This is a genomic window from Mycobacterium sp. G7A2 (assembly GCF_041902445.1).
Classification (GTDB): domain Bacteria; phylum Actinomycetota; class Actinomycetes; order Mycobacteriales; family Mycobacteriaceae; genus Mycobacterium.
Genome location: NZ_CP169251.1, coordinates 2,243,143 through 2,266,466, shown reverse-complemented (window position 1 = coordinate 2,266,466; position 23,324 = coordinate 2,243,143). Strand labels below are relative to the sequence as shown.

Genomic DNA, 23,324 nt, shown 5'->3' with positions numbered 1-23,324 from the left:
GCTTGATTCCATGCCGACAGACCGACAGTTACGCGTGATCCAGTGGACGACAGGCAACATCGGGCGACGCTCGCTGCACGCGATCATCGGACGCGACGACATGGAGCTCGTCGGCGTCTATGCCCACGGCGCGGACAAGGTGGGCGTGGACGCCGCCGAGCTGGCGGGGTGGCCGGAGCCGACCGGGATCACGGCGACCGACGACATCGACGCACTGATCTCGTTGCGTCCCGACGCGTGCTGTTACAACCCGTTGTGGCCCAGCATCGACGAACTGGTCGCGCTGCTGGAGTCCGGTGTCAACGTGTGTTCCTCGGCGGCCTGGATCACCGGCGGCAAGCAGTCACCCGAAGACCTCGAGCGGATCCGGAAAGCGTGCGAGAAGGGTGGTTCGACGATCTTCGGCAGCGGCGCGCACCCCGGCATGAGCAACCTGGTCGGCATGGTGGTCTCCGGTGCGTGCGAGCGGGTCGACGAGATCCGGATCACCGAATCGGTGGACTGCTCCACCTACGAGTCGGCGGGAACCCAGACCGCGATGGGGTTCTCCCAGGACCCCGACACCCCCGGGCTGGCCGAGAGCGTGCGCCGCGAAAGCGAGGTGTTCGCCGAGTCGGCGGCGATGATGGCCGATGCCATCGGCGCAACCCTGGACCGGATCACCTTCGACGTCACCTTCACCGAGGCCACCGACGACAGCGATCTGGGGTTCATGCAGATCCCGAAGGGCACGGTCGCCGGAGTGCACGGCTACCACCGCGGCTGGGTGGGCGACCACAACATCGTCAGTGTCGGGTTCAACTGGATCATGGGCTACCACGTGACCCCGCCCAAGCCGCTCGAGCACGGACACGTCATCCAGGTGTTCGGGCTGCCCAACATGCGCACGGTGCTGCACTGCCTACCACCCAAGGACTGGACCGAGCCCGGCTTCATGGGGTTGGGCATGATCTACACGGCCATGCCGGTGACCAATGCGGTGCCCGCTGTGGTCGCCGCCCCGCCGGGGATCGTCACGCTGGCCGACCTGCCGCCCATCACCGGACGCTCGGCGGTGTGACCGGCCCGCTCAGCCCGGGATGTGCGTGGGCGGGTTGGCGAATTCTGGGTTGGGGTGGGGGCGCCCGGCGCTCATCACATCGCAGTGCCGTTCCGGCACCAGGTAGGAGCTGAACCCCCGCGGCACGTATTTGGCCACTGCGACGCAGCGCTGCCACGTCCCGTCCGCCTGCACCGGCCCGTCGCACTTGTTGATGACCCCGGGTGCGCCTCCGGGGAAGCAGCCCGCCCGAGCGGGTGGTGCTGCGGTGAACAGACCTGCGACGGCCATCAGCATCACGCTCAGTGCTGCGACGATGCAGTGCCTCATGGTCGTCTCCTGTCACCCGGGGTGGCGCTGACGCTACCGCCCGGATAACCGGAATTCCGGCGTCTTGAACGTTCGACACCGTGACAATCGCGGCGAGTGCTCAGTGCTGGGCCGCGACGTGCACCGCGACGCCCACCGCCCCGGCTCCCACATGCACCGACAGCAGCGGACCCATGTCGGCGACCGTGAGCGAGGACAGCTGCGGCAGTCGGCGGGTCAGCGCCGCACCGAGTTCGTCGGCGGCGTCGTGGTTGTCGACGTGGTGGACGACGACGTCGGCGCCGTGGTCCCCCACCACCTCGGCGACCCGCTCGACCATCGCGGCATGGGCCTTGGTGACGGTACGGATGCGCTGGTCCAGCACCAGCCGTCCGTCGACGTCCAGACGCAACAGCGGTTTGAGCGACAATGCGGTGCCGAGCCAGGAGGCCGCGGTCTTGATCCGCCCGCTGCGGCGCAGGTTGTCCAGCCGGTGCACGACCAGGAAGACATGGGTGCGGGTCAACGCCGCCCGCGCGGCATCCTCGACGGTATCCAGGTCCGCACCGGCGGCAGCGCTGCGGGCGGCCGCCTTCGCGACGAACCCCACTCCCATCGCCGCCGACCGGGAGTTGACGACCCGCACCGCGGCACCGAATTCCCGCGACGCGCTGACCGCGGCGCTGTAGGTGCTCGACAGTGCCGACGACAGATGCACGGCGACCACCCCGTCGCCGCCGCTGTCGGCCAGCGCCTGACGGTAGGTCTCGGTCAGCTCGGCCGGAGTCGCCCCCGCGGTGGTGACCTTGGCCCGGTCGTGGATGTCGTAGGGAATCTCGTCGACACCGTCGCGCAGGTCCTGGTCCTCGACCAGCACGTGCAATGGGACTTCGCGGATGTTCCACTGTTTGCGTTCGTCGGCCCCCAACCGCGAGGACGAGTCGCTGACCACCACCACCGACATGGTCAGCCGCGCGAATCCGCCACGTGGACACCAGCTTCGGCGAGTCCTTTGACCATCAGCTCGGCCACTGCCTGGTGCGCTTCGAAGTTCCAGTGGATGCCGTCGGGGTTGCCGCGGCCGCCGAGCACGTGCTCGGCAACGGCGGCCTTGAGATCGACCAGCGGCACTCGGCGCTCGGCGGCCCACCGGGTGAGGGCCGCGACGGTGCCGGGGCGGCCGTGGTGGGCCCGGCCGTAGGTGTCGGCGATGTGCACCGACGGCAACGAGGCGACCATCGGCATTCCGGGTCGGTTGAAGTCGATTGCCGCCCTGGTCATTTCGAGGTACTCGACGGTCAGGTGCGGCGGCAGGGCGGCCCGGGCGACCGGGGACAGCCGGGGCTGTGCCCAGCCGTAGCCGTCGCGCACCCAGCGGCGCAGCCACGGCGGCCGTACATAGCGGATCATCTCACGCAGTGCGGTCGGCAGGGGCGACGGCAGCGAATCCATTCCCGAGGTCGCGAAGATCACCGCGCCGGCGCTGGGCAGCGCCGCCCACGAGCGCGGGTCCTGGGTGGCGGCCCACCAGACGTCACGGCTGGTCCAGCCGATCCGGCCGATGAGCTCCAGCCGCCAACCCAGCTGGTCGGCCACGATGTTGGGCCAGATGCGCGGGTCGTCGGAGGGCAGCCCGCCGGTGGGACCGTAGTACGACAGCGAGTCACAGAAGACCAGCAGCGTCCTGGCGCGCTCAGAGCACATCGCTGGCGACCTGCGCCGAGGCGTTCCACACGTCCAGACGCCATCGGATGTCGTCGTAGGACGCCGGGTCCCCGTCGGCGCGGGTGTGCCCGGCCAGCTGTACCCAGCTCGCATTCCCCATGCCGCCGAGCACCGGCCAGTTGTCCACCGGCAGGCCCAGCAGCGCACCGGTCAGCGCGGCGATCAGCCCGCCGTGCGCCACCAGTACCACCGGCCGGTCGGGGTCCTCGACCCCCCAGGCCACTTGCTGCGCGACCAGCTCACGCACCAGCGGCACGCTGCGGTCGGCCACGTCGACGCGGCTCTCGCCGCCGTGCGGGGCCCATCGCGCATCGTCACGCCAGGCCAGCCTCGCCCCGGGCGAGACGTCGTCGACCTCCACGTGGGTCATGCCCTGCCAGTCGCCCAGATGGGTTTCCCGCAGCCGGGTGTCGATGCTGACGGGCTGGCCGCTGCGGTCGCCGAGGGCGACGGCGGTGTCGAGTGCGCGGCGCAGATCCGAGGAGACGATCAGCAACGGTTGTCGCTTGGCGAGCAGTTCGGCGGCCGCGTCGGCCTGCTGGCGACCGAGGTCGGTCAGGTCGGTGTCGATCTGGCCCTGCATGCGGCTGCCGGCGTTCCACTCGGTCTGCCCGTGGCGGAGCATGACGAGTCGACGGACCCTCATCCCCGGTCCTCCGTGGTGTCGGCAGCGCCGGCGGCCTCGTCGAGGTCCACCGGCACCGTCGGGCAGTCCCGCCACAGCCGGTCGAGCGCATAGAAGTTGCGCTCGTCCTGGTGCTGGATGTGGACGACGATGTCGACGTAGTCGAGCAGGGTCCAGCGTCCTTCCCGGGTGCCTTCGCGGCGCGCGGGTTTGTGCCCGGCCAGGCGCATCTTCTCTTCGACCTCGTCGACGATGGCGTTGACCTGGCGTTCGTTGGACGCCGAGGCGATGACGAAACAGTCGGTGATGACGAGCTCGTCGGAGACGTCGATGACGACGACGTCGTCGGCGAGCTTGGCGGCGGCCGCGCGGGCGGCGACGGTGGCCATGTCGAGGGCTTCAGCTGAGGCGGTCAGGGGCGATCTCCTTCGGTTTTGACGTAGAGGTTGCGTTTGGCGACGTACTGCACCACCCCGTCGGGGACGAGATACCAGATGGGCCTGGCCCGCTCGGCGCGGACCCGGCAGTCCGTCGACGAGATGGCCAGCGCGGGGACCTCGACGAGGTGCAGGGCGTCGTCCGGCAGTTCGGCCATCGCGGCCGAGATGTGCTTGCCGTCCAGTTCATAGCCGGGCCGGCTGACACCGATGAAACTGGCCAGGGCGAACAGCTCCTCCCAGTTCTGCCAGGACAGGATCGAGGCGAGCGCGTCGGCGCCGGTGATGAAGTACAGGTCGGCGTCGGGGTTGGCCCGGCGCAGGTCACGCAGCGTGTCCTTGGTGTAGGTCGGTCCGCCGCGGTCGATGTCGACCCGGCTGACGGAGAACCGGGGGTTGGACGCGGTGGCGATGACGGTCATCAGATAGCGGTCCTCGGCGGCGGTGACCGGTCGGCTGCGCTTCTGCCACGGTTGCCCGGTCGGCACGAACAGCACCTCGTCGAGGTCGAACAGGTCAGCGACCTCACTGGCCGCGACGAGGTGGCCGTTGTGGATGGGATCGAACGTCCCACCCATCACGCCCAGCCTTCTCTGCCGTCGGCCGCCTGCCTGCACGACTAGCGAGCTTACGGGACCGAAAAGGGCGGAGCCGGACAGCTCAGACCGAGAACAGCGAGCCGATCGACTCGCAGACCTCGAATGCGACCCGGTCGGCGCGGTAGATGTCGCGGCCGTACTCCACGCACCGGCCGGTGACGTCCTCGGTGCGCCGGATCAGCAGAGTCCCGGCCGCGCCGGCGCGCACACCGAGCCGCATGCTGGTGGCGTCGTCCAGCACGATGGACTCCAGCACCGCTGTCGAGCGGGCCAGCTGCACGCCGTACCGCGACCGCAGCGCCTCCCACAGCGATCCCTGTTCGGACTCATCGAGGATGCCCGGAGTCAGCTCGGCGGGCAGATAGGTGGTCTCCAGCGCGAACGGGACGTCGTCGACGGTTCTCAGCCGGTGGAACACGTGCACCCACGCGTCGTCGGTCAGTCCCATTGCGTGCCCGACCGCGGGAGTGACCTGTTGAAGGTCGGCACCCAGCTGTTGGGCGGCAGGTCGCCGCCCCATCCGGGCGACCTCTTCGGAGAAGCTGCCGATGTGGAACCGGACGCGGGGTTCGGCGACGAACGTGCCGCGCGGCGGATTGCGGTACACCAGCCCTTCGCTCTCCAGCAGGGCGAGGGCTTGTCGTGCGGTCATCCGGCTGACGCCGTGCAGTTCGGCGAGTTCACGTTCGGACGGCACCGCGGTGTGCGGAGCGAGCTGCTCGGTCGCGATCCGGTCCCGCACCTCGGCTGCGAGCAGCAGATACAGCGGTGTGCCTGCGGGCATCTCTGCAGCGTAGCCGCGTGACCGACGAATAAACGGCAGCGTCAGCTGAAAAACAGCTGTGGGTTCAGACGGGCAGTAGAGCGTCGATGACCGATGCCAGCTGTTTGGCCGACCGGCATTCGTGCATCGTGATGACGTCTTCGTAGCGCGGGACCGCCGAGTCGCCGCTGCCCCACAGGTGGCGCGGTTCGGGATTGAGCCAGTGCGCATGCCTGCTGGCGTTGACCATGTGTGAAAGCAACTCCGTTTCGGGGTTGCGGTAGTTGTTGCGGCCGTCCCCGAGCACCAGCAGCGAGCTGCGCGGCGAGAGCACGTTCGGGAAGTCGTTGAGAAACGACACGAACGCGTGCCCGTAGTCGGAGTGGCCGTCGCGGGTGTAGACCCCTGCCTCCCGGGTGATGCGCTGCACCGCGACCGCGAGGTCGGCGTCGGGGCCGAACAGCTCGGTCACCTCGTCGGTGGTGTCGATGAAGGCGAAGATCCGCACCCGGGAGAACTGCTGGCGCAGCGCGTGCACCAGCAACAGGGTGAAATGGCTGAACCCGGCGACCGAGCCGGACACGTCGCACAGCACGACCAGTTCCGGGCGGGCCGGGTGGGGTTTCTTCAGCACGACGTCGATCGGCACCCCGCCGGTGGACATCGACTTGCGCAGCGTCTTGCGCAGATCGATCTCCCCGGCCCGGGAGCGGCGCCGCCGGGCGGCCAGCCGGGTGGCCAAGGTGCGGGCCAGCGGTGCCACCACGCGGCGCATCTGGCGGAGTTGTTCGCCGGAGGCACGCAGGAACTCGACGTTTTCGGCCAGTTGCGGGACACCGTAGGTCTGGACGTGTTCGCGGCCCAGCTGCTCGGCGGTGCGTCGCTTGGTCTCGGCCTCGACCATTCTGCGCAGCTGCGCGATGCGCTGCGCGGCCAGCGCCTTGGCGATCTGTTCCTGGGTCGGGGTGGGTTCCTCGCCGTAGGGGGCGAGCAGACCGGCCAGCAGCCGGCCCTCCAGGTCGTCGAGGCTCATCGACTTGAGGGCCTGATAGGACGAGTACGACGGGCCGCGGCTGGAGTTGTACCGGCCGTAGGCCTCGACGATCTGCGCGATCATCGCGGCCAGTCGTTCGTCGAGGTCGGCCACGTCGTCGTTGTCGGCCAGCATGTCGACCAGCGCGCTGCGCAGCGCCTCGATGTCCTCGGGCGGCAGGCCCTCCTCGGTGTCCTCGTCGGAGAGCACGGTCTTGGCGCCCAACGCGGCCGGGAAGTACAGGTCGAACAGCACGTCGTAGGTGTCGCGGTGATCGGGTCGGCGCAGCACCGCGCACGCCAGACCTTCGCGCAGCACCTCCCGATTCCCCAGCCCGAGGGTGGCCATCACCTGCCCGGCGTCGACCGTCTCGGACGGGCCCACCGAGATCCCCTGCCTGCGCAACGCCTCGACGAACTCGACCAGATGCCCCGGGATGCCGTGCGGCGCCAGGGGTTGCGGGGGTCGGGTGCGTCGGGGTGCCATCAGTTGAGCCTCAGCTCCCCGGCAGCCTTGACCTGATCGGACTGGTGCTTGAGCACGACACCGAGCGTGGCGGCGATCATCTCGTCGTCGATGGTGTCCAGACCCAGCGCCAGCACGGTGCGGCCCCAGTCGATGGTCTCGGCCACCGAGGGCACCTTCTTGAGCGCCATGCCGCGCAGCACCCCGATGATCCGGACCAACTCGTCGGCGATGCGCTCGGGCAGCTCGGGCACCCGCGACAGCAGGATGCGCCGCTCGAGGTCGGCGTCGGGAAAGTCGATGTGCAGGAACAGGCACCGCCGCTTGAGCGCCTCGGACAGCTCCCGGGTCGCGTTGGAGGTCAGCACCACCAGCGGCTTGCGTTCGGCGACGATGGTGCCGAGCTCGGGCACCGTGACCGCGAAATCGGACAGTACCTCCAGCAGCAGGCCTTCGATCTCGATGTCGGCCTTGTCGGTTTCGTCGATCAGCAGCACAGTGGGGTCGGTGCGCCGGATCGCGGTCAGCAGAGGACGGCTGAGCAGGAACTCCTCGGAGAACACGTCCATCTTGGTCTGGTCCCAGTCGCCCTGACCGCCCTGGTTGCCGGTCTGGATGCGCAGGATCTGCTTGGCGTGGTTCCACTCGTAGAGCGCGCGCGCCTCGTCGACACCCTCGTAGCACTGCAGCCGCACCAGTCCCGAACCCGTCGCCTGGGCCACGGCGCGGGCCAACTCGGTCTTGCCGACACCGGCCGGACCTTCGACCAGAAGCGGCTTGCCCAGGCGGTCGGCCAGGAACACCGCGGTGGCGGTCGCGGTGTCGGGCAGGTACCCGGTTTCGGCCAGCCGCCGGGCGACATCGTCGATGTCGGCGAACAGCGGTGCGGGGCGTGCGGGGACGCTCACTGGATGATCTCTCCTGACTCAGGCCGGACGCGTGTGGCCGTCTCCCCACACGATCCACTTGGTCGACGTCAATTCGGGCAGACCCATGGGTCCTCGGGCGTGCAACTTCTGGGTGGAGATGCCGATCTCGGCGCCGAAACCGAACTGTTCCCCGTCGGTGAACGCGGTCGACGCGTTCACCATGACCGCCGCGGCGTCCACCCGTTCGGTGAACCGCTGCGCAGCGGCCAGGTCTGTGGTGACGATGGCCTCGGTGTGACCGGTGCCGTATTCGTTGATGTGCTCGACGGCACCGTCGACACCGTCGACGACGGCCAGCGCGATGTCCATCGACAGGAACTCGGCGCGCAGTTCGGCGTCGGAGGGGTCGGTGTGCACCGTGACCCCTGCCGCCTGCAGCGCACCGGTCAGGCGGGGCACCGCGACGTCGGCGATCGCGGCGTCGACCAGCAGCGACTCGGCGGCATTGCACACGCTGGGCCGCCGCGTCTTGGCGTTGAGCAGGATGGCCTCGGCCATGTCGAGGTCGGCGGAGGCGTGCACGTAGACGTGACAGTTGCCGACACCGGTCTCGATGGTGGGGACCTGGGCATCGCGCACGACGGCGTCGATCAGTCCGGCGCCGCCGCGCGGGATCACCACGTCAACGAGGCCGCGCGCCTGGATCAGGTGGGTGACGCTGGCGCGGTCTGAGCTGGGCAGCAGCTGGACACTCTCGCAGTCCAGGCCGTCGGTCACCAGCGCCGCGCGCAACGCATCGACCAACGCGCTGTTGGATTGGGCCGCCGAGGAGCTTCCGCGCAGCAGCACGGCATTGCCGCTCTTGAGCGTCAGCCCGAACGCGTCGACGGTGACGTTGGGCCGGCCTTCGTAGACGATGCCGACGACCCCGAGCGGCACCCGCTGTTGGCGCAGCTGCAGCCCGTTGGGCAGGGTGCGGCCCCGCAGCACCTCCCCGACCGGATCCGGAAGGCCGGCGACCTGACGCAGCCCGTCGGCGATGCCTTCGATACGGGCCGGGTCGAGGGCCAGTCGGTCCAGCATCGCCGCCGGCGTGCCGGCGTTGCGCGCGGCCTCCAGGTCGCGTTCGTTCGCCTCGATGATCGTGCGCGTGTTCATCAGCACGTAGTCGGCGGCGGTGCGCAGCGCGTGGTTCTTGGTGTCCGTGCTCAGGGTCGCCAAGGCCCGGGCGGCGCTACGCGCCCGGCGGGCGGCGTCGTGCACCTGCGCACGCAGGTCGTCGGCGACGTCGCCGCGTGAAGGAGCGGGCAGAACCATTAGCCCAGCTTATCGGACCTGCCCGCGCCGTCTCGCCCGAGGAGCTAGCGTGAGCGCCATGCCTGCGCGGGTGTGTGTGGTCGGCAGTGTCAACGTCGATCACACCTTCGCCGTCGACGCGTTGCCGCAACCGGGCCAGACGGTGTTGGCCGCGACAACGTCGTGGGCACCGGGCGGCAAGGGCGGCAACCAGGCGGTCGCCGCCGCGCGCGCAGGCGCCTCGGTGCAGCTGGTCGCGGCGGTGGGCACCGACGCCGCCGCCGATCAGCTGCGCGCCCACCTCAGCGCCAACGACGTGGGATTGGCCGGTCTGGTCACGGTTCCCGGACCCAGCGGCTCGGCCGTGATCCTCGTCGACGCCCACGCAGAGAACTGCATCGTCGTCGCCCCCGGCGCCAATGCTCATCTGACGCTGGCCTCAGGGGCACTTCGCGCGGTGATCGCCGACGCCGACGTGGTGCTGCTGTCCCTGGAGATCCCGATCGACACGGCCCGGGCGGCCGCGCGCACCGCGCGTGATGCGGGCGCGACCGTCATCGTCAACGCCTCCCCCGCCGGACCAGAGGTTCGCCGGCTGGCCGGGCTCGCCGATGTCGTGGTGGTCAACGAGACCGAGGCTCGAGCATGGGATGACGGCGCAGTCGCGCATCTGATCGTCACCCGCGGTGCCCGCGGAGCGGCGCATCACGGTGAGGGCGGGCGGTTCGATGTGCCCGCCCCCGCGGTGGAGGCGGTCGACACGACCGGTGCCGGTGACGTGTTCGCCGGGGCGCTCGCCGCGGCGTGGTCCGACGGTCTGCACACCGCGTTGCGACGTGCGTGTGCGGCCGGGGCGCTGGCGACGCTGGTGCCGGGTGCGGGCGACTGCGCGCCCTACGCTGAGGCCATCGACGACGCCGTCGAGCAATGACCGAAGGAGCCTGCCGATGACGACCACACCGCGGCCACCCGACGGCGACTGGCTCGGCACTCCGTATCTGAGGTTCACCCGGGAGGGACCCTTCGCGGTGTGCACGCTCGACCGGCCTCAGGCCCGCAACGCCATGACGCCGGCGATGTACTTCGGCATCCGCTACGCCGTGCGCCACGTCGACGCCGACCCGGAGCTGGCCGGCCTACTGATCACCGGAGCCGGCGACGTGTTCGCTCCCGGCGGTGACATGGGCGGTGGCGACGGCTCGGACAACTGGCTGACGTTCGGCTCGGCGCTGGGGATGGACGTGACGCCGTTCGAAACGCTGCGGCAGTCCGTGAAGCCGGTGGTGTCGGCGGTCAACGGGCTGTGCCAGGGCGGCGGCATGCAGATCGCGTTGTGCAGCGATATGGCCGTGGTCAGCGACCGCGCTACGTTCCGGGTTCCCGAGCTGCTGCGTGGCATCGCCGACACGTACTACAGCCAGATGCTGGCCCGGCTGATCGGCCCGGTCCGGACCCGGGATCTGATGTTCACCGGCCGCACGTTGACCGCGGCCGAGGCGCACGAGTGGGGCCTGGTCGCCCGTGTCGTTGCGCACGACGATCTGCTCGACGCGGCGCGTGAGGTGCTGGGTCAGTGCGCGCGGACCGCGCCCGGAGCCCGCAGCGTGGTGAAGTCCAGCCTGGACAACTACCTCGGACTGTTCGATCGCATCGGCATGCAGGCCAGCTTCTCGTCCTCGGAGGCGGCCGAAGGGTTCCGGTCGTTCAAGGAGCGCCGGTCACCGAACTGGGTACATCCTGATCTGCGAGTCGACGACCGCCTCTGACCCCGATAGTTCAGATTGCGCTGAATTCATATCAGCCTGTACAGTCGGTCCCCATGCAGACCGCATTGGGTATCGGCGCTCTTTCGCGGTTCGGATCTGCCCTGTCAGACCCCACCCGGACCGAGATCCTGCTCCTGTTGCGCGAGGGGCCGGGCTACCCGTCCGAACTTGCCGAACGCATCGGAGTCTCTCGCCAGATCCTGTCGAATCACCTGGCCTGCCTGCGCGGCTGCGGGCTCGTCAGCGCCTGCCCGGAGGGCCGGCGCACCCGCTACGAGCTCTCCGACCCGCGAATCGCCCACGCCCTCGACGAACTACTCGGAATCGTGCTGGTCGTCGATCCCGCCTGCTGCCCCGCCGCCGAGGACCAGGACTGTTGCTGATGACGGGACCCACCCCCACCCGGCGGGCGGTGCTGACCCGCCGGGTCCGTCTGCTCGTCGCCGCCACGATCAGCTACAACGTCGTCGAGGCCGTCATCGCGCTGGCCGAGGGCGCCCGGGTGTCCTCGTCGGCTCTGGTCGGGTTCGGACTCGACTCGACCGTCGAGGTGGCCTCGGCCGCCGCCGTGGCGTGGCAGTTCTCCGCGCGCGACCCCGAGACCCGCGAGAAAGCCGCGCTGCGTTTCATCGCGTTCTCGTTCTTCGCGCTGGCGGCCTACGTCAGTGTCGATGCGGCTCTGTCTCTGGCCGGCATCGGTGAACCCCAGCCGACGAAGATCGGGATCGCGCTGGCCGCGGCGAGCCTGGTCATCATGCCGGCGCTGTCGTTGACCCAGCGTCGCGCCGGACGCGAACTCAATTCGCGCTCGGCGGTCGCCGACTCCAAACAGACGCTGCTGTGCGCCTACCTGTCGGCGGTGCTGCTGGCCGGCTTGGTCCTGCACAGTGTGCTGGGCTGGACGTGGGCCGATCCGGTGGCCGCGCTCGGCATCGCTGCGCTGGCGGTGCGGGAGGGCATTGAGGCCTGGCGCGGCGACCCGTGCTGCGCCAACTGAGGACTTCCGGCCCTGCCCCAAGAACGCGTCAGCGCGCAGTGTGGCGGCATGGAACACCTCAGCGCGCTCGACGCGGGCTTCCTCGAAGTCGAGGACGCCGACCCCCACATCAGCATGGCCATCGGCGGCATCGCGGTGTTGACGGGTCCGGCTCCGGACTTCGACGCGCTGATCGGGCTCATCGCCGACCGCATCACTGCCGAGCCGCGCCTACGGCAGGTGCTCCGCACCCGGCCCTGGGACCTCAGCGCCCCCGAATGGGTCGACGACCCCGCGTTCGACATCACCCATCACGTGCACCGGGTAGCCGTCCCGCGCCCCGGCGACGACGCTGCGCTGCACCGCCTGACCGCCGACATCATGGGTCACCGACTGGACCGCAACCGCCCGCTGTGGGAGTCCTGGGTCATCGAGGGCCTGGCACAGAATCGATGGGCGGTCCTGACAAAGATCCACCACTGCATGGCCGACGGGGTGTCCGCCGCCCGGATGCTGGGCCGCCTCTTCGACGAGGCGGCCGGCCTGCAGGTGGTCAGCGCTACCACTGCGACACCGGCCGGCCCCCCGTCGTTGTCACTGAACCCCCTGCGATGGATGAGCTCCGCGTGGCGCACCTCGACCGAAGTGGCCAACGTTGCCGTGCAGGCGGTGCACGGCGCCGCCGAGATCGCCGGCGGGCTCATCCGGCCTGCGGCATCGACCCTCAACGGCCCCGTCAGCGACATGCGACGGTTCGCGCTGGCCGAGGTGTCGATGGCCGACGTCGACAAGGTGTGCGAAAGGTTCGGTGTCACCGTCAACGACGTTGCGCTGGCCGCGATCACCGACAGCTTCCGGTCGATGCTGATCAACCGTGGCGAGACACCCAGGCGCACCTCGCTGCGCACGCTGGTGCCGGTGTCGCTGCGCGGGTCGGCGGCAGACCCGCGCGCCGGGGATCCCGACAACCGGGTCGCGGCGATGCTGCCCTACCTTCCGGTGGACCTGCCCGATCCGCTGCAGCAACTCCAGACCGTGCACCGCCGGCTGACCACCGCCAAGAAGAGCGGTCAACGCGAGGCGTCGAGCATCTTCGTCTCGGCGGCCAACCTGATCCCGTTCGCGATGAGCGCCTGGACGGTACGCGCGTTCAGCCGGCTGCCGCAGCGCGGGGTCGTGACCCTGGCCACCAACGTGCCCGGGCCACGGCACCGGCTGCAGATCATGGGCCGCGAAGTCGTGCGGCTGGCACCGATCCCGCCGCTGGGCGCCCAGCTGCGCACCGCCGTGGCCATCCTGAGCTACGCCGATCACCTGGCATTCGGCATCCTGGCCGACTACGACCACGCTCCGGACGTCGACGACCTCGCCGCCGGGATCGCTCGCGCGGTCACCCGTCTCGCCGAACTCAGTGCGGTGCCACACCGCTCCACCGCGCTGGGAACGCTGGCGCTGGTGGTCGGCTGACGTCAGTCCGCCGGGATCGACCGTTCGATCTCGTCGAGCCAGGTCCGCGCCGACATGTCCGACGGCGCCCGCCAGTCCCCGCGCGGAGACAACGACCCCCCCGCCGACACCTTGGGGCCGTTGGGAATCGCCGAGCGCTTGAACTGTGAGAACGAATAGAACCGCTGCGCGAACACGGTCAGCCAGCGACGGATCTCGGCGAGGCTGTACTCCGGCCGGTCGTCCTCGGGGAAGCCGGGCGGCCACGAACCGGCCGCCGCGTCGTGCCACGCGTGCCACGCCAGGAACGCCACCTTGGACGGACGGAAGCCGTAGCGCAACACCTGGAACAGCGAAAAGTCCTGCAACGCATAGGGGCCGATCTTGGCCTCGGTGCTCTGGACCTCCTCGTCCTCGCCGGCCGGAACGAGCTCGGGGGTGATCTCGGTGTCCAGCACCGATTGCAGGGCCACATTGATCGGATCGTCGGTCGGCCCGAACTGCTGGGCCGAGATCACCCACCGGATCAGATGCTGGATCAGTGTCTTCGGCACACCCGAGTTGACGTTGTAGTGCGACATCTGGTCGCCCACACCGTAGGTGGACCAGCCCAGCGCGATCTCCGAGAGATCACCGGTGCCCAGCACGATGCCGCCGCGTTGGTTGGCCAGCCGGAACAGGTAGTCGGTGCGCAGACCGGCCTGCACGTTCTCGAACGTGACGTCGTAGATCTTGGCCGGGTCCTTCTCCCCCAGCGCGAACGGATGACCCATCTCGCTGAGCATCAGCTCGGCGCTCGGTCGGATGTCGATCTCGCTGAAGGTCACCCCGAGCGCGTCGCACAACGCGACGGCATTGCTTTTCGTGCGGTCGCCGGTCGCAAAACCGGGCAGCGTGAACGCCAGAATGTCGCTGCGCGGGCGCTGCAACCGGTCCATCGCGCGCGCCGCGACGATCAGGGCGTGCGTCGAGTCCAGCCCGCCCGAGACCCCGATGACGATCTTGGGCGCACCCAGCGCACGCAGCCGCTGCTCCAGCCCGGACACCTGAATGTTGTAGCCCTCGTAGCAATCCTGTTCCAGCCGTGCGGGATCGGACGGTACGAACGGGAAACGTTCGACGCTGCGGCGCAATCCGATGTCGCCGGGCGGCGGGTCGAGCAGGAACTCCACCCGCCGGTAGTCGTCGTCGGAGATCTCGTGGTGCACCCGATTGTCGTCGAAGGTGCCCATCCGCAGCCGTTCGTTGCGCAGCAGTTCCAGGTCGACGTCGGCCACCGAACGGCGGGGCCCGTCGGGAAACCGTTCCGAGGAGGCCAGACAGCGACCGTTCTCCCAGATCATCGTCTGGCCGTCCCAGGCGAGGTCGGTGCTGGACTCACCCTCGCCGGCGGCGGCGTACACGTAGGCCGCCAGGCACCGGCCCGACGCCGACCGCGCCAGCAGTGAGCGGTCCTCGGCCCGCCCGATCGTGATCGGGCTGCCCGACAGGTTGGCCAGCACGGTCGCCCCGGCCAACGCGGCCAGCGCGCTCGGCGGAACCGGGACGAACATGTCCTCACAGATCTCGACATGCAGCACGAAGCCGGGAACGTCGGTGGCGGCGAACAACAGGTCGGCGCCGAACGGAGCGTCGACGTCGCCGATGCGGATGACGCCCTGAACGTCGTCGCCGGCAGCCATCTGACGTTTCTCGTAGAACTCCCGGTAGGTGGGCAGGTAGGACTTGGGCACCACGCCGAGGACCCGGCCCCGATGGATGACGACCGCCGTGTTGTAGATGCGGTGCCCGAACCGCAGCGGTGCACCGACCACCAGCACCGGCATCAGGGTTGCCGAACCGGCGACGACCTCGAGCAGCGCCTCGTGCACGGCCTCCAACAGGGCGTCCTGCATGAGGATGTCGTCGATCGAGTAGCCCGACAGCGTCAGCTCGGGAAAGACCGCCACCGCGACGCTGTCGGCGTCGCAGTCGCGGGCGGTGGCCAGCACCGATTCCGCGTTGGCGGCGGGGTCAGCCAGCGCGGTGTGCTGGGTGCAGGCCGCGACCCGGACGAAGCCGTGCTGGTAGGCCGAGTAGAAGTCCATGCCTCATTGTGTCCCGTCGCGTACCGCACGTTGACCGGAGGCACCCGAGGTCTCGGTGTGCGTGCCCGAGAGCTCCCTGGCGGTGTTGATCAGGCCCACCAGGCTGAAGGCCTGCGGGGTGTTCCCCACGTGCCGCGCCGTGACCGGGTCGTACTCCTCGCTGAGCATGCCCACATCGTTGCGCAGGGCCAGCAAACGCTCGAAGAGATCCCGCGCCTCCGCGACGCGGCCGATGCCGAACAGCGCATCGGCCAGCCAGAAGGTGCAGGCCAGGAATGCGCCTTCACCGCCGGGTAGACCGTCGACGCCGTGCTCGGTTCGGTAACGCAGCAGAAAACCGCCGTCGACGGTGAGGTCCCGCTGCACCGCATCGACGGTGCCGACCACCCGGGGGTCGTCCCAGGGCAGAAAGCCGGTCCGCGGAATCAGCAACAGCGACGCGTCCAGGCTCGTCGAACCGTAGTACTGCGTGAACGTATTGCGTTGCGCGTCAAAACCATGCGTACACACATCGGCGTGGATGCGGTCGCGCAGCGCCCGCCACCGCTCGACGGGTCCGGGGAGCCCGTGATTCTCCACCGAGCGCACCGCACGGTCCACCCCGGCCCAGGCCATGACCTTGGAATGTACGAATTGCCGTCGAGGACCGCGGACCTCCCAGAGACTGTTGTCGGGCTGCTGCCAGTTGCCCTCCAGAAAGTCCAGCAGGGCCAGTTGCACATCCCAGGCCGTGTCGTCGGTCGGGATGCCGGCGTCACGGGCAAGGTGCAGGCCGTCGAGCACCTCGCCCCACACGTCGAGCTGGAACTGGCCCGCCGCGGCGTTGCCGATTCTGACCGGTCGCGAATTCTCGTAGCCCCGCAGCCAGGTCAGGTCTTGCTCGGGTAGCCGGCGACTGCCGTCGAGGCCGTACATGATCTGCAATGTCGCGGGATCACCGGCGACGGCCCGCACGAGCCACTCGCGCCACTGGCGGGCTTCGGCGACGTACCCGGTGCCCAGCAGCGCCTGCAGGGTGAACGTCGCATCACGCAGCCAGCAGTAACGGTAGTCCCAGTTGCGCGACCCGCCGAGGTCTTCCGGAAGTGACGTCGTCGCGGCTGCGACGATCCCGCCGGTGGGCGCGTAGGTCAGTGCTTTGAGCAGCAGCAGCGACCGGCGGACTTCGGCCTCCCACGGCCCGGTGTAGTCGCAGTGCGCCATCCACCTCGTCCAGAAATTCTCCGTCGCGGCCAGGGACTGCTCGGCATCGACGAGGCGGGGCTTGGGGTGATGGGATTCGGCATAGGCCAGGACGAAGGGGATTCGTTGTCCTGCTTCGACGTCGAAATCGGCGACGGTGGCGAGATCCTCACCGCGCAGCGGTACCGGCGTGCGCAACCAGGTCGAGTCAGGGCCGGCGACCGCGACCAGATCGTCGTCGTGACGGCGGACCCACGGCACGACATGGCCGTAGTCGAAGCGCAGTCGCAGGTCCATGTGCATCGGCACCCTCCCGGCGACACCTTCGACGATGCGCACGATGTCGGGCTCGGTACCACGAGGTGGCATGAAGTCGATGAGGCGCACCGTGCCTTCCCCGGTGTCCCACTCGGTTTCGAGGATCAACGTGTCACCCCGGTAGCCGCGGCGCGTCGCGCGCCCGCCGCCGGCGGGTGCGATCTGCCAGCGTCCTGCTTCGCGGTCGTCGAGCAGCGCGGCGAAACAGGCCGGGGAGTCGAATCGCGGCAGCGACAGCCAGTCGATGGCGCCGTCACAGCCCACCAGCGCGGCGGTCTGCAGATCACCCAGCAGCGCGTAGTCCTCGATGCGGCTCACGCGGCCGCCTGCAGGTCGATGACGACCTTGATGTCGTCGTGGCCCTCGGACGGCCGGAAGGCCTCGGCGGCGCGCGCCAGCGGAACCCGGCGGGTGATCAGACCGGCCAGCCAGTCCCGGTCGGCCTTGCCCAGGGCGTCGGCGGCGGCGCGGTAGTGGCGCAGGTTCGCGTTCACCGAACCCACCACGGCGTCGTTCTCCAAGACGATCTCGCGGTTGAGCCCGCCGGCGTCGATCTGCACCGTGCGGCCTCGGGGCGACACCCCGGTCAGACAGACGATGCCGTACTCGGCGGTGTTCGTCATCGCGTCGATGACGACGCTGCTGGCGCCGGCCGCCTCGATGACCACGTCGGGTGCCAGGCGCTTGGTGACGGCATCGACGGAGTCGGTGTGGTAGGTCGCGCCCAGGGACCGCGCCAGTGCGGGTTTGGCGCCGTCGGTGACCCGGTCGAGCACATGGACATCGAGTCCGCGTTGGGCGCCCAGCATCGCGGCCAGCAGACCGATCGGCCCGGCACCGGTGACCAGGACCCGTTTCGGATCGAACCAGCTGCGCTCGCCGATGCGGACTATCTGTTCCCAGGCTTTCGCGACCACCGTGGTGGGCTCCATCAGCACGCCCAGGTCGGCGAGGCCGGGATCGAGTTTCACCGCGTAGTCGACGGACACCGTCCAGCGCTGACTGCCGTAGCCGTCGATCTCCTTGATGCCGCGCTCGGTGTAGCGACCGTTGCGGCACATGTCGAACTCTCCGATCGCGCAGGCGCCGCACGGGACGGGGTCGGGGCGGCGCACCACGCCGACGACGATGTCGCCGCGGCTGAAGTCGCCGGCTTGCGGGCTTTCCAGGACGCGGCCCAGTGATTCATGCCCGATCACCAACCGGTCCCGGTTCGGCGGCGCCCATCCGTAGGACCCGTGGGCGATCTCCCGGTCGGTTCCGCACACCCCCAGTGCGAGCCCGTCGACGAGCAACTCGCCGGTGCCGCGCGAGGGTTCGTCCACCTCGGTCACCGCCAGGGAGTCCGCGTCGCCGGGCCGCACCGTCAACGCCCGCATCACCGCTGAAGTCACGCGCACACGGCTACCCGGAGCACCCGATCCGAAACGGCACACGTTTGACCAGGCCTAAAGCGGGTAGGACCACGACAATGGCTACTGCACCCCGACGGAGAAGAGTCCTCGCCACCTGCGCGGCCGCAACGCTGGCGCTGCCGCTCAGCGGATGCCTCGATGCCGTGATGGGGTCCTCCGACCGCGGCGCAGACGCGCCCTCGGAGCTGGAGACCTCGGTCGACAGCGCCTATCTCGTCCCCACTTACGTGGAGTCGTGCGAAATCCAGGCCGGTGACAGCGGGGTACTGCGGTTCACCGCGACCAATACCCGCATCACCGAGACCGAGCGGCTGCTGTCGGTGACCGCTCCCGCGGCCGCGGACATCCGGTTCGAACCCCCGCTTCCCGTCGACATCCCGCCCGAGGAGACCGTCGCGGTCAGCAGAGACGTCCAGGGCGCACCCCGGCTGGAGGCGGTGGTGCAGGACCTCGACGAATCCACGCGGACCGGTGAGGGCGTCGAGGTGTTCTTCGAGTTCGAGAAATCCGGGGTCATCAACATCCTCGTGCCCGTCGAGGCCTGCCCCACCCAGGTGGAATAGCACCCGAGTTGGCTTGGCGTTCGCCTCTACGCACCGAAGTCGACCCGCGGATTTCTCCTGGCGCGCGCATTCTGGACGCCGTGAACAAGGTTGCCACCCAACGTCCTTCGCGCCCTCTGCTGTCCGACTTGGCCGAGCTGATCGAGACAGTGCCGGCATTGGCGGCGCTGCGCCCGCTCTTCGAGAACCGCACGATGCGCATCGAAGACGAACTCTACGACGACGTCTACGAGGTCCGCGCCGAGCTGCCCGGAGTGGACCCCGACGACGACATCGACGTCACCGTGCGTGACGGCAAGCTGACGATCAGCGCCCAGCGATCGGGACCGGACGAGAACTGCGGGCGCTCGGAATTCGCCTACGGAACGTTCACTCGGACGGTGACGCTGCCCGACGGCGCCGACGCCGACGAGATCAATGCCACCTACGACCGCGGAATCCTCACCGTGTCGGTGCCGCTGTCCGACGAACACCGCATCGAACGTCACATCGAGGTCGTCGAGATCATCGCGATCGACGACGACGATGATGACGACGATGACGTTCTGGACGACACGGGCGACGGTCGGGACGAGGCGGATCTGAGCGACCATCGTGATGACCAACTCGCCGCCAACGGCGCTGACCAGCACGAACACGCCTGAACTGACTGATCGCCTACATTTGACGGGGTGGAAGCACCCGAACTGGTCGCCCTGCTGCAGGACAGGCGCACCGCCGTGCTCACCGGGGCGGGCATGTCCACCGATTCGGGCATTCCGGACTACCGGGGACCCGACTCGCCGCCCAGCAACCCGATGACCATCCGCCAGTTCACCTCTGATGCAGCGTTCCGGCAGCGGTACTGGGCGCGGAACCACCTCGGCTGGCGACACATGGATCAGACGATGCCCAACGCCGGGCACCGCGCGCTGGCTGCGCTGCAACGGGCCGGAATCGTCAACGGGGTGATCACCCAGAACGTCGACCTGCTCCACACCAAAGCGGGCAGTCCGGGCGTGATCGACCTGCACGGTAGCTATGCCCGGGTGGTGTGCCTGGACTGCGGGCACACGATGACTCGCGCCGCGCTGGCCGACCTGCTCGAGCAGGCCAACCCCGGATTCGCCGCCCGGGCCGCCACGCTCGGCGGCATCGCGGTGGCCCCCGATGCGGACGCGATGGTCAGCGACACCGCGTCATTCCGGATCGTCGACTGCCCCCGGTGTGGCGGCATGCTCAAGCCCGACATCGTCTACTTCGGTGAGAGCGTGCCCAAAGCCCGCGTGGATCAGGCGTACTCACTCGTCGATTCCGCTGACGCACTGTTGGTGGCGGGGTCGTCGCTCACCGTGTACTCGGGTTTCCGCTTCGTCCGCCATGCGGCGGCCAAGGGAATGCCGGTCGCGATCATCAACCGCGGACCCACCCGTGGTGACGACCTGGCCGACGTCAAGATCGACACCGGATGCTCGCCGATGCTCGCATTGCTTGCCGACGAGTTGCCGGCGCTGGCGAGTTCGGCCTGACCTACACCGCGACCAGGTCGTCGGCGTGCACGGCCGGTCTGCGCATTTCAGCCGGCAGATCCGAGGTGGACCGGCCCAGCATGGTCGCCAGTTCGCCGGCGTCGTAGGCGACCACACCGCGGGCCACCATGGTCGAATCGTGGGACCGCAATTCGACGACGTCGCCACCGAAGAACCGGCCGGACACCGCCGTGATTCCGGCTGGCAGCAGCGAGCGCCGTTGTCGCACAACGGCATTGACCGCACCGTCGTCGAGGGTCAAGGAGCCGGCCGCTTCGGCCGCGTAGCGGACCCAGAACCGCCGTGCCGACATGCGTTGCGGACGGGGTGCGAATACCGTGCCCACTGAGGCGTCGGACAGCGCCGCGGCGGCGTCGGAGGCGGCGGCCAGCAGTACAGGTACTCCGGCGTCGGCGGCCAGCAGTGCCGAGGACAGCTTCGAGACCATCCCGCCGGTGCCCAGGTGGCTGCCCTGACTCGCGGTGACCCCGGCCAGATCGTCGGGGCCGGTGACCTCGGGCACGAAGCGCGCATTCCCCTTGCGGGGATCGCTGTCGTAGAGGCCGTCGATGTCGGACAGCAGCACCAGCGCGTCGGCGCCGACCAGGTGGGCCACCAGCGCCGAGAGCCGGTCGTTGTCGCCGAACCTAATCTCGTTGGTCGCCACGGTGTCGTTCTCGTTGACGATGGCCACGGCGTGCAGCGCCCGCAGCCGGTCCAGGGTGCGCTGTGCGTTGGTGTGCTGGACCCGCATCGAGATGTCGTGGGCCGTCAGCAGGACCTGACCGACCGTGCGCTGGTAGCGGCCGAACGCGGCGCTCCACGAGTTGACCAGCGCGACCTGACCGACGCTGGCGGCGGCCTGCTTGGTGGCCAGATCGGTGGGCCGACGGGTCAACCCGAGCGGTTCGATGCCGGCCGCGATGGCGCCGGAGGACACGATCACGACATCGGAGCCGGACTTCATCCGAGCTTCGATCGCATCGGCGAGGCCTTCGAGTCGGCTGGCGTCGAACATCCCCGTCGGCGTCGTCAGCGCCGTGGTGCCGATCTTGACGACGACCGAGCGCGCGGTCCGGATGGAGTCGCGATGCAGGCTCACTGCCGATCCTCGTCGGGGGTCTCCCGCCGTGCCTTGCGGGCCGCCTTGCGTTCGTCGGCGGAGACCCGCTCCGTCTGTTCGAGCCGGACGTCGGTACCACGCCCCGACATCGGTGTGTCCACGCCGGCCGGAGTCTGCGGCTCCCAGTCGAAGGTCATCTCGCCGATCGTCACGGCGCAGCCCGGTTTGGCGCCCAACTTGAGCAACTCGTCCTCGACGCCGAGCCGGGCCAGCCGGTCACCCAGGTAGCCGACGGCCTCGTCGTTGTCGAAGTTGGTCTGCGCGACCCACCGCTGCGGCCGGACACCGCGCACGACGAACCCACCGGAACCGTCCGATTCCACCGTGAACCCGCTCTCGTCGACGGCGACGGGTCGGATCACCGGCCGGCGCGGAGCCACCTCCGGCTGGGCGGCCCGGTACGCGGCGACCATGTCCCACAATGCGAAGATCAACGGCCGCAGACCTTCTCGGGTGACCGTCGACACTTCGTAGATGGGCCTGCCGAACTTCTCGGCGATGTCGTCGCGGACGAATTCGGCGAGCTCACGGGCCTCGGGGACGTCGATCTTGTTCAGCACCACCGCGCGTGGACGCTCGGCGAGATCGCCGAGCATCGAATCACCCTGCAGCGTGGGCGTATAGGCGGCGATCTCGGCTTCCAGCGCCTCGATGTCGGAGACCGGATCGCGTCCCGGCTCCAGCGTGGCGCAGTCCACGACGTGCACCAGCACCGCGCAGCGCTCGATGTGCCGCAGGAACTCCAGGCCCAGCCCGCGCCCCTCGGAGGCACCGGGAATCAAACCGGGCACGTCGGCGACGGTGAACGTCTGCTCGCCCGCCGAGACCACACCCAGGTTGGGCGCCAACGTGGTGAAGGGGTAGTCGGCGACCTTGGGCTTGGCCGCTGAGATCGTCGACACCAGCGAGGACTTACCGGCCGACGGGAAACCCACCAGACCGACGTCGGCGACCGTCTTGAGCTCCAGCGTGAGGTCGCGGATCTCACCCTTCTCGCCGAGGAGAGCGAAACCGGGTGCCTTGCGGGCACGCGAGGCCAGCGCGGCATTGCCGAGGCCGCCGCGACCGCCGCTGGCGGCTTCGAACCGGGTCCCGGCACCCACCATGTCGGCGAGGACGCGGCCGTCCTCGTCGAGGACCACGGTGCCGTCGGGGACCTTCACCTCCAGGTCCGCACCAGCGGCGCCGTCCCGGTTGCTGCCCGCGCCCTGCTTGCCCGAGGGCGCGACGACGTGTGGATGAAAATGGAAATCCAGCAGCGTGTGAACCTGCGGATCGACGACGAACACCACGCTTCCGCCGCGCCCGCCGTTACCGCCGTCAGGACCGCCGAGGGGCTTGAACTTCTCGCGGTGCACCGAGGCGCAGCCGTTGCCGCCGTTACCCGCCCGCGCGTGAATGACGACGCGGTCGACGAAGCGGGGCATGGTCGTTCCTTTCCGACGAACGTGACGGTATGGCGAGTATCAGGTCAACCCTCGCGGCAACGTCACGTTCGCGGCGAGGAACCTCTAGGCGTCGGTACGCGCGGGGCGGACGACGTTGACGAACTTGCGGCCCCGCTTCATGCCGAACTCGACGGCGCCGGGCGCGGTGGCGAACAGCGTGTCGTCGCCGCCCCGGCCCACATTGACGCCGGGATGGAAGTGAGTGCCGCGCTGGCGGACGATGATCTCGCCGGCCTTGACGACCTGCCCGCCGAACCGCTTGACGCCGAGCCGCTGGGCGGCTGAATCGCGACCGTTGCGCGAGCTGGAAGCGCCCTTCTTGTGTGCCATTT

General features: G+C 69.3%; 24 protein-coding genes and 1 pseudogene. 9 read left to right on the top strand and 16 right to left on the bottom strand.

Annotated features, from left to right (window positions below; genetic code table 11):
- Positions 1–10 precede the first annotated feature (10 nt).
- The gene (locus ACEWX3_RS11015) at positions 11–1,060 is read left to right on the top strand and encodes a dihydrodipicolinate reductase (RefSeq protein ID WP_374159425.1); all 1,050 of its coding nucleotides are present in this window, start codon (positions 11–13) and stop codon (positions 1,058–1,060) included.
- A 9-nt stretch (positions 1,061–1,069) separates the two neighbouring features.
- Here the strand turns inward: ACEWX3_RS11015 and ACEWX3_RS11010 are convergent, their stop codons facing one another.
- The 10 genes from ACEWX3_RS11010 to ACEWX3_RS10965 form a co-directional block, all read right to left on the bottom strand.
- Complete coding sequence (locus tag ACEWX3_RS11010) at positions 1,070–1,369, bottom strand: hypothetical protein (RefSeq protein WP_374159424.1); 300 nt, start codon at positions 1,367–1,369, stop codon at positions 1,070–1,072.
- Between the two features lie 100 nt (positions 1,370–1,469).
- Positions 1,470–2,312 carry a DegV family protein gene (locus ACEWX3_RS11005; RefSeq protein WP_207069169.1) on the bottom strand — a complete coding sequence of 281 codons (843 nt, stop codon included), beginning with the start codon at positions 2,310–2,312 and terminating at the stop codon, positions 1,470–1,472.
- Positions 2,313–2,314: 2 nt separating this feature from the next.
- A complete protein-coding gene (octT, locus tag ACEWX3_RS11000) occupies positions 2,315–3,052 on the bottom strand; it encodes a diglucosylglycerate octanoyltransferase (RefSeq protein WP_221360053.1) in 738 nt (245 codons plus the stop codon).
- On the bottom strand, positions 3,042–3,719 hold the full coding sequence (gpgP, locus tag ACEWX3_RS10995; RefSeq protein ID WP_221360055.1) for a glucosyl-3-phosphoglycerate phosphatase: 678 nt from the start codon (positions 3,717–3,719) through the stop codon (positions 3,042–3,044). Before gpgP ends, octT begins: the two co-directional genes overlap by 11 nt.
- On the bottom strand, positions 3,716–4,114 hold the full coding sequence (gene rsfS / locus ACEWX3_RS10990) for a ribosome silencing factor (RefSeq protein ID WP_207069201.1): 399 nt from the start codon (positions 4,112–4,114) through the stop codon (positions 3,716–3,718). Before rsfS ends, gpgP begins: the two co-directional genes overlap by 4 nt.
- Positions 4,111–4,722, bottom strand: coding sequence for a nicotinate-nucleotide adenylyltransferase (nadD, locus tag ACEWX3_RS10985; protein ID WP_255728387.1), 612 nt, complete (start codon positions 4,720–4,722; stop codon positions 4,111–4,113). Before nadD ends, rsfS begins: the two co-directional genes overlap by 4 nt.
- Before the next feature lie 73 nt (positions 4,723–4,795).
- Positions 4,796–5,518 carry a GntR family transcriptional regulator gene (locus ACEWX3_RS10980; protein WP_207069165.1) on the bottom strand — a complete coding sequence of 241 codons (723 nt, stop codon included), beginning with the start codon at positions 5,516–5,518 and terminating at the stop codon, positions 4,796–4,798.
- 64 nt (positions 5,519–5,582) lie between these two features.
- Complete coding sequence (locus ACEWX3_RS10975; RefSeq protein ID WP_374159423.1) at positions 5,583–7,016, bottom strand: VWA domain-containing protein; 1,434 nt, start codon at positions 7,014–7,016, stop codon at positions 5,583–5,585.
- Entirely contained in the window at positions 7,016–7,903 is an 888-nt protein-coding gene (locus ACEWX3_RS10970; protein ID WP_152517814.1) for a MoxR family ATPase, read from the bottom strand. The genes ACEWX3_RS10975 and ACEWX3_RS10970 overlap by 1 nt, the downstream gene beginning before the upstream one ends.
- Before the next feature lie 18 nt (positions 7,904–7,921).
- Positions 7,922–9,181, bottom strand: a complete 1,260-nt coding sequence (locus ACEWX3_RS10965; protein ID WP_374159422.1) for a glutamate-5-semialdehyde dehydrogenase — start codon at positions 9,179–9,181, stop codon at positions 7,922–7,924.
- A 58-nt stretch (positions 9,182–9,239) separates the two neighbouring features.
- Between ACEWX3_RS10965 and ACEWX3_RS10960 the strand changes: the two genes are divergently transcribed.
- From ACEWX3_RS10960 to ACEWX3_RS10940, 5 genes are read left to right on the top strand one after another with little or no spacing between them, the layout of a single operon-like run.
- Entirely contained in the window at positions 9,240–10,091 is an 852-nt protein-coding gene (locus ACEWX3_RS10960) for a ribokinase (protein WP_221360298.1), read from the top strand.
- Between the two features lie 16 nt (positions 10,092–10,107).
- Complete coding sequence (locus tag ACEWX3_RS10955) at positions 10,108–10,926, top strand: enoyl-CoA hydratase/isomerase family protein (protein WP_221360061.1); 819 nt, start codon at positions 10,108–10,110, stop codon at positions 10,924–10,926.
- Between the two features lie 53 nt (positions 10,927–10,979).
- Positions 10,980–11,309 carry a metalloregulator ArsR/SmtB family transcription factor gene (locus ACEWX3_RS10950; RefSeq protein ID WP_221360063.1) on the top strand — a complete coding sequence of 110 codons (330 nt, stop codon included), beginning with the start codon at positions 10,980–10,982 and terminating at the stop codon, positions 11,307–11,309.
- Positions 11,309–11,923: a cation transporter gene (locus tag ACEWX3_RS10945; protein ID WP_374159421.1), complete on the top strand. Its 615-nt coding sequence runs from the start codon at positions 11,309–11,311 to the stop codon at positions 11,921–11,923. Before ACEWX3_RS10950 ends, ACEWX3_RS10945 begins: the two co-directional genes overlap by 1 nt.
- A gap of 48 nt (positions 11,924–11,971) precedes the next feature.
- Positions 11,972–13,369 carry a wax ester/triacylglycerol synthase family O-acyltransferase gene (locus tag ACEWX3_RS10940; RefSeq protein WP_374159420.1) on the top strand — a complete coding sequence of 466 codons (1,398 nt, stop codon included), beginning with the start codon at positions 11,972–11,974 and terminating at the stop codon, positions 13,367–13,369.
- A 2-nt stretch (positions 13,370–13,371) separates the two neighbouring features.
- Here ACEWX3_RS10940 and ACEWX3_RS10935 read toward each other — a convergent pair whose 3' ends face one another.
- The 3 genes from ACEWX3_RS10935 to ACEWX3_RS10925 are packed head-to-tail and all read right to left on the bottom strand — an operon-like array spanning position 13,372 to position 18,329.
- Positions 13,372–15,435 (bottom strand): NAD(+) synthase, encoded by a 2,064-nt coding sequence (locus ACEWX3_RS10935; RefSeq protein WP_374159419.1) that lies wholly within the window; start codon positions 15,433–15,435, stop codon positions 13,372–13,374.
- 3 nt (positions 15,436–15,438) lie between these two features.
- Positions 15,439–17,253: a glycoside hydrolase family 15 protein gene (locus ACEWX3_RS10930; protein ID WP_374159418.1), complete on the bottom strand. Its 1,815-nt coding sequence runs from the start codon at positions 17,251–17,253 to the stop codon at positions 15,439–15,441.
- Positions 17,250–18,329 (bottom strand): glucose 1-dehydrogenase, encoded by a 1,080-nt coding sequence (locus tag ACEWX3_RS10925; RefSeq protein ID WP_374159417.1) that lies wholly within the window; start codon positions 18,327–18,329, stop codon positions 17,250–17,252. The genes ACEWX3_RS10930 and ACEWX3_RS10925 overlap by 4 nt, the downstream gene beginning before the upstream one ends.
- A gap of 77 nt (positions 18,330–18,406) precedes the next feature.
- Here ACEWX3_RS10925 and ACEWX3_RS10920 point away from each other — a divergent pair, with 77 nt between their 5' ends.
- The 3 genes and pseudogenes from ACEWX3_RS10920 (at position 18,407) to ACEWX3_RS10910 (ending at position 20,421) form a co-directional block, all read left to right on the top strand.
- Positions 18,407–18,913 carry a hypothetical protein gene (locus ACEWX3_RS10920; RefSeq protein ID WP_374159416.1) on the top strand — a complete coding sequence of 169 codons (507 nt, stop codon included), beginning with the start codon at positions 18,407–18,409 and terminating at the stop codon, positions 18,911–18,913.
- An 80-nt stretch (positions 18,914–18,993) separates the two neighbouring features.
- Positions 18,994–19,410: pseudogene (locus ACEWX3_RS10915) on the top strand (Hsp20/alpha crystallin family protein); the annotation flags it as partial.
- A 174-nt stretch (positions 19,411–19,584) separates the two neighbouring features.
- Positions 19,585–20,421, top strand: coding sequence for an NAD-dependent protein deacetylase (locus ACEWX3_RS10910; RefSeq protein WP_207067703.1), 837 nt, complete (start codon positions 19,585–19,587; stop codon positions 20,419–20,421).
- Between the two features lies 1 nt (position 20,422).
- On the opposite strand, the gene proB is transcribed toward ACEWX3_RS10910, so the two are convergent.
- The 3 genes from proB to rpmA form a co-directional block, all read right to left on the bottom strand.
- Entirely contained in the window at positions 20,423–21,523 is a 1,101-nt protein-coding gene (proB, locus tag ACEWX3_RS10905) for a glutamate 5-kinase (protein ID WP_163677006.1), read from the bottom strand.
- Complete coding sequence (gene obgE / locus ACEWX3_RS10900) at positions 21,520–22,971, bottom strand: GTPase ObgE (protein WP_374159415.1); 1,452 nt, start codon at positions 22,969–22,971, stop codon at positions 21,520–21,522. The genes proB and obgE overlap by 4 nt, the downstream gene beginning before the upstream one ends.
- A gap of 84 nt (positions 22,972–23,055) precedes the next feature.
- Entirely contained in the window at positions 23,056–23,322 is a 267-nt protein-coding gene (rpmA, locus tag ACEWX3_RS10895) for a 50S ribosomal protein L27 (RefSeq protein ID WP_152517827.1), read from the bottom strand.
- Positions 23,323–23,324 lie beyond the last annotated feature (2 nt).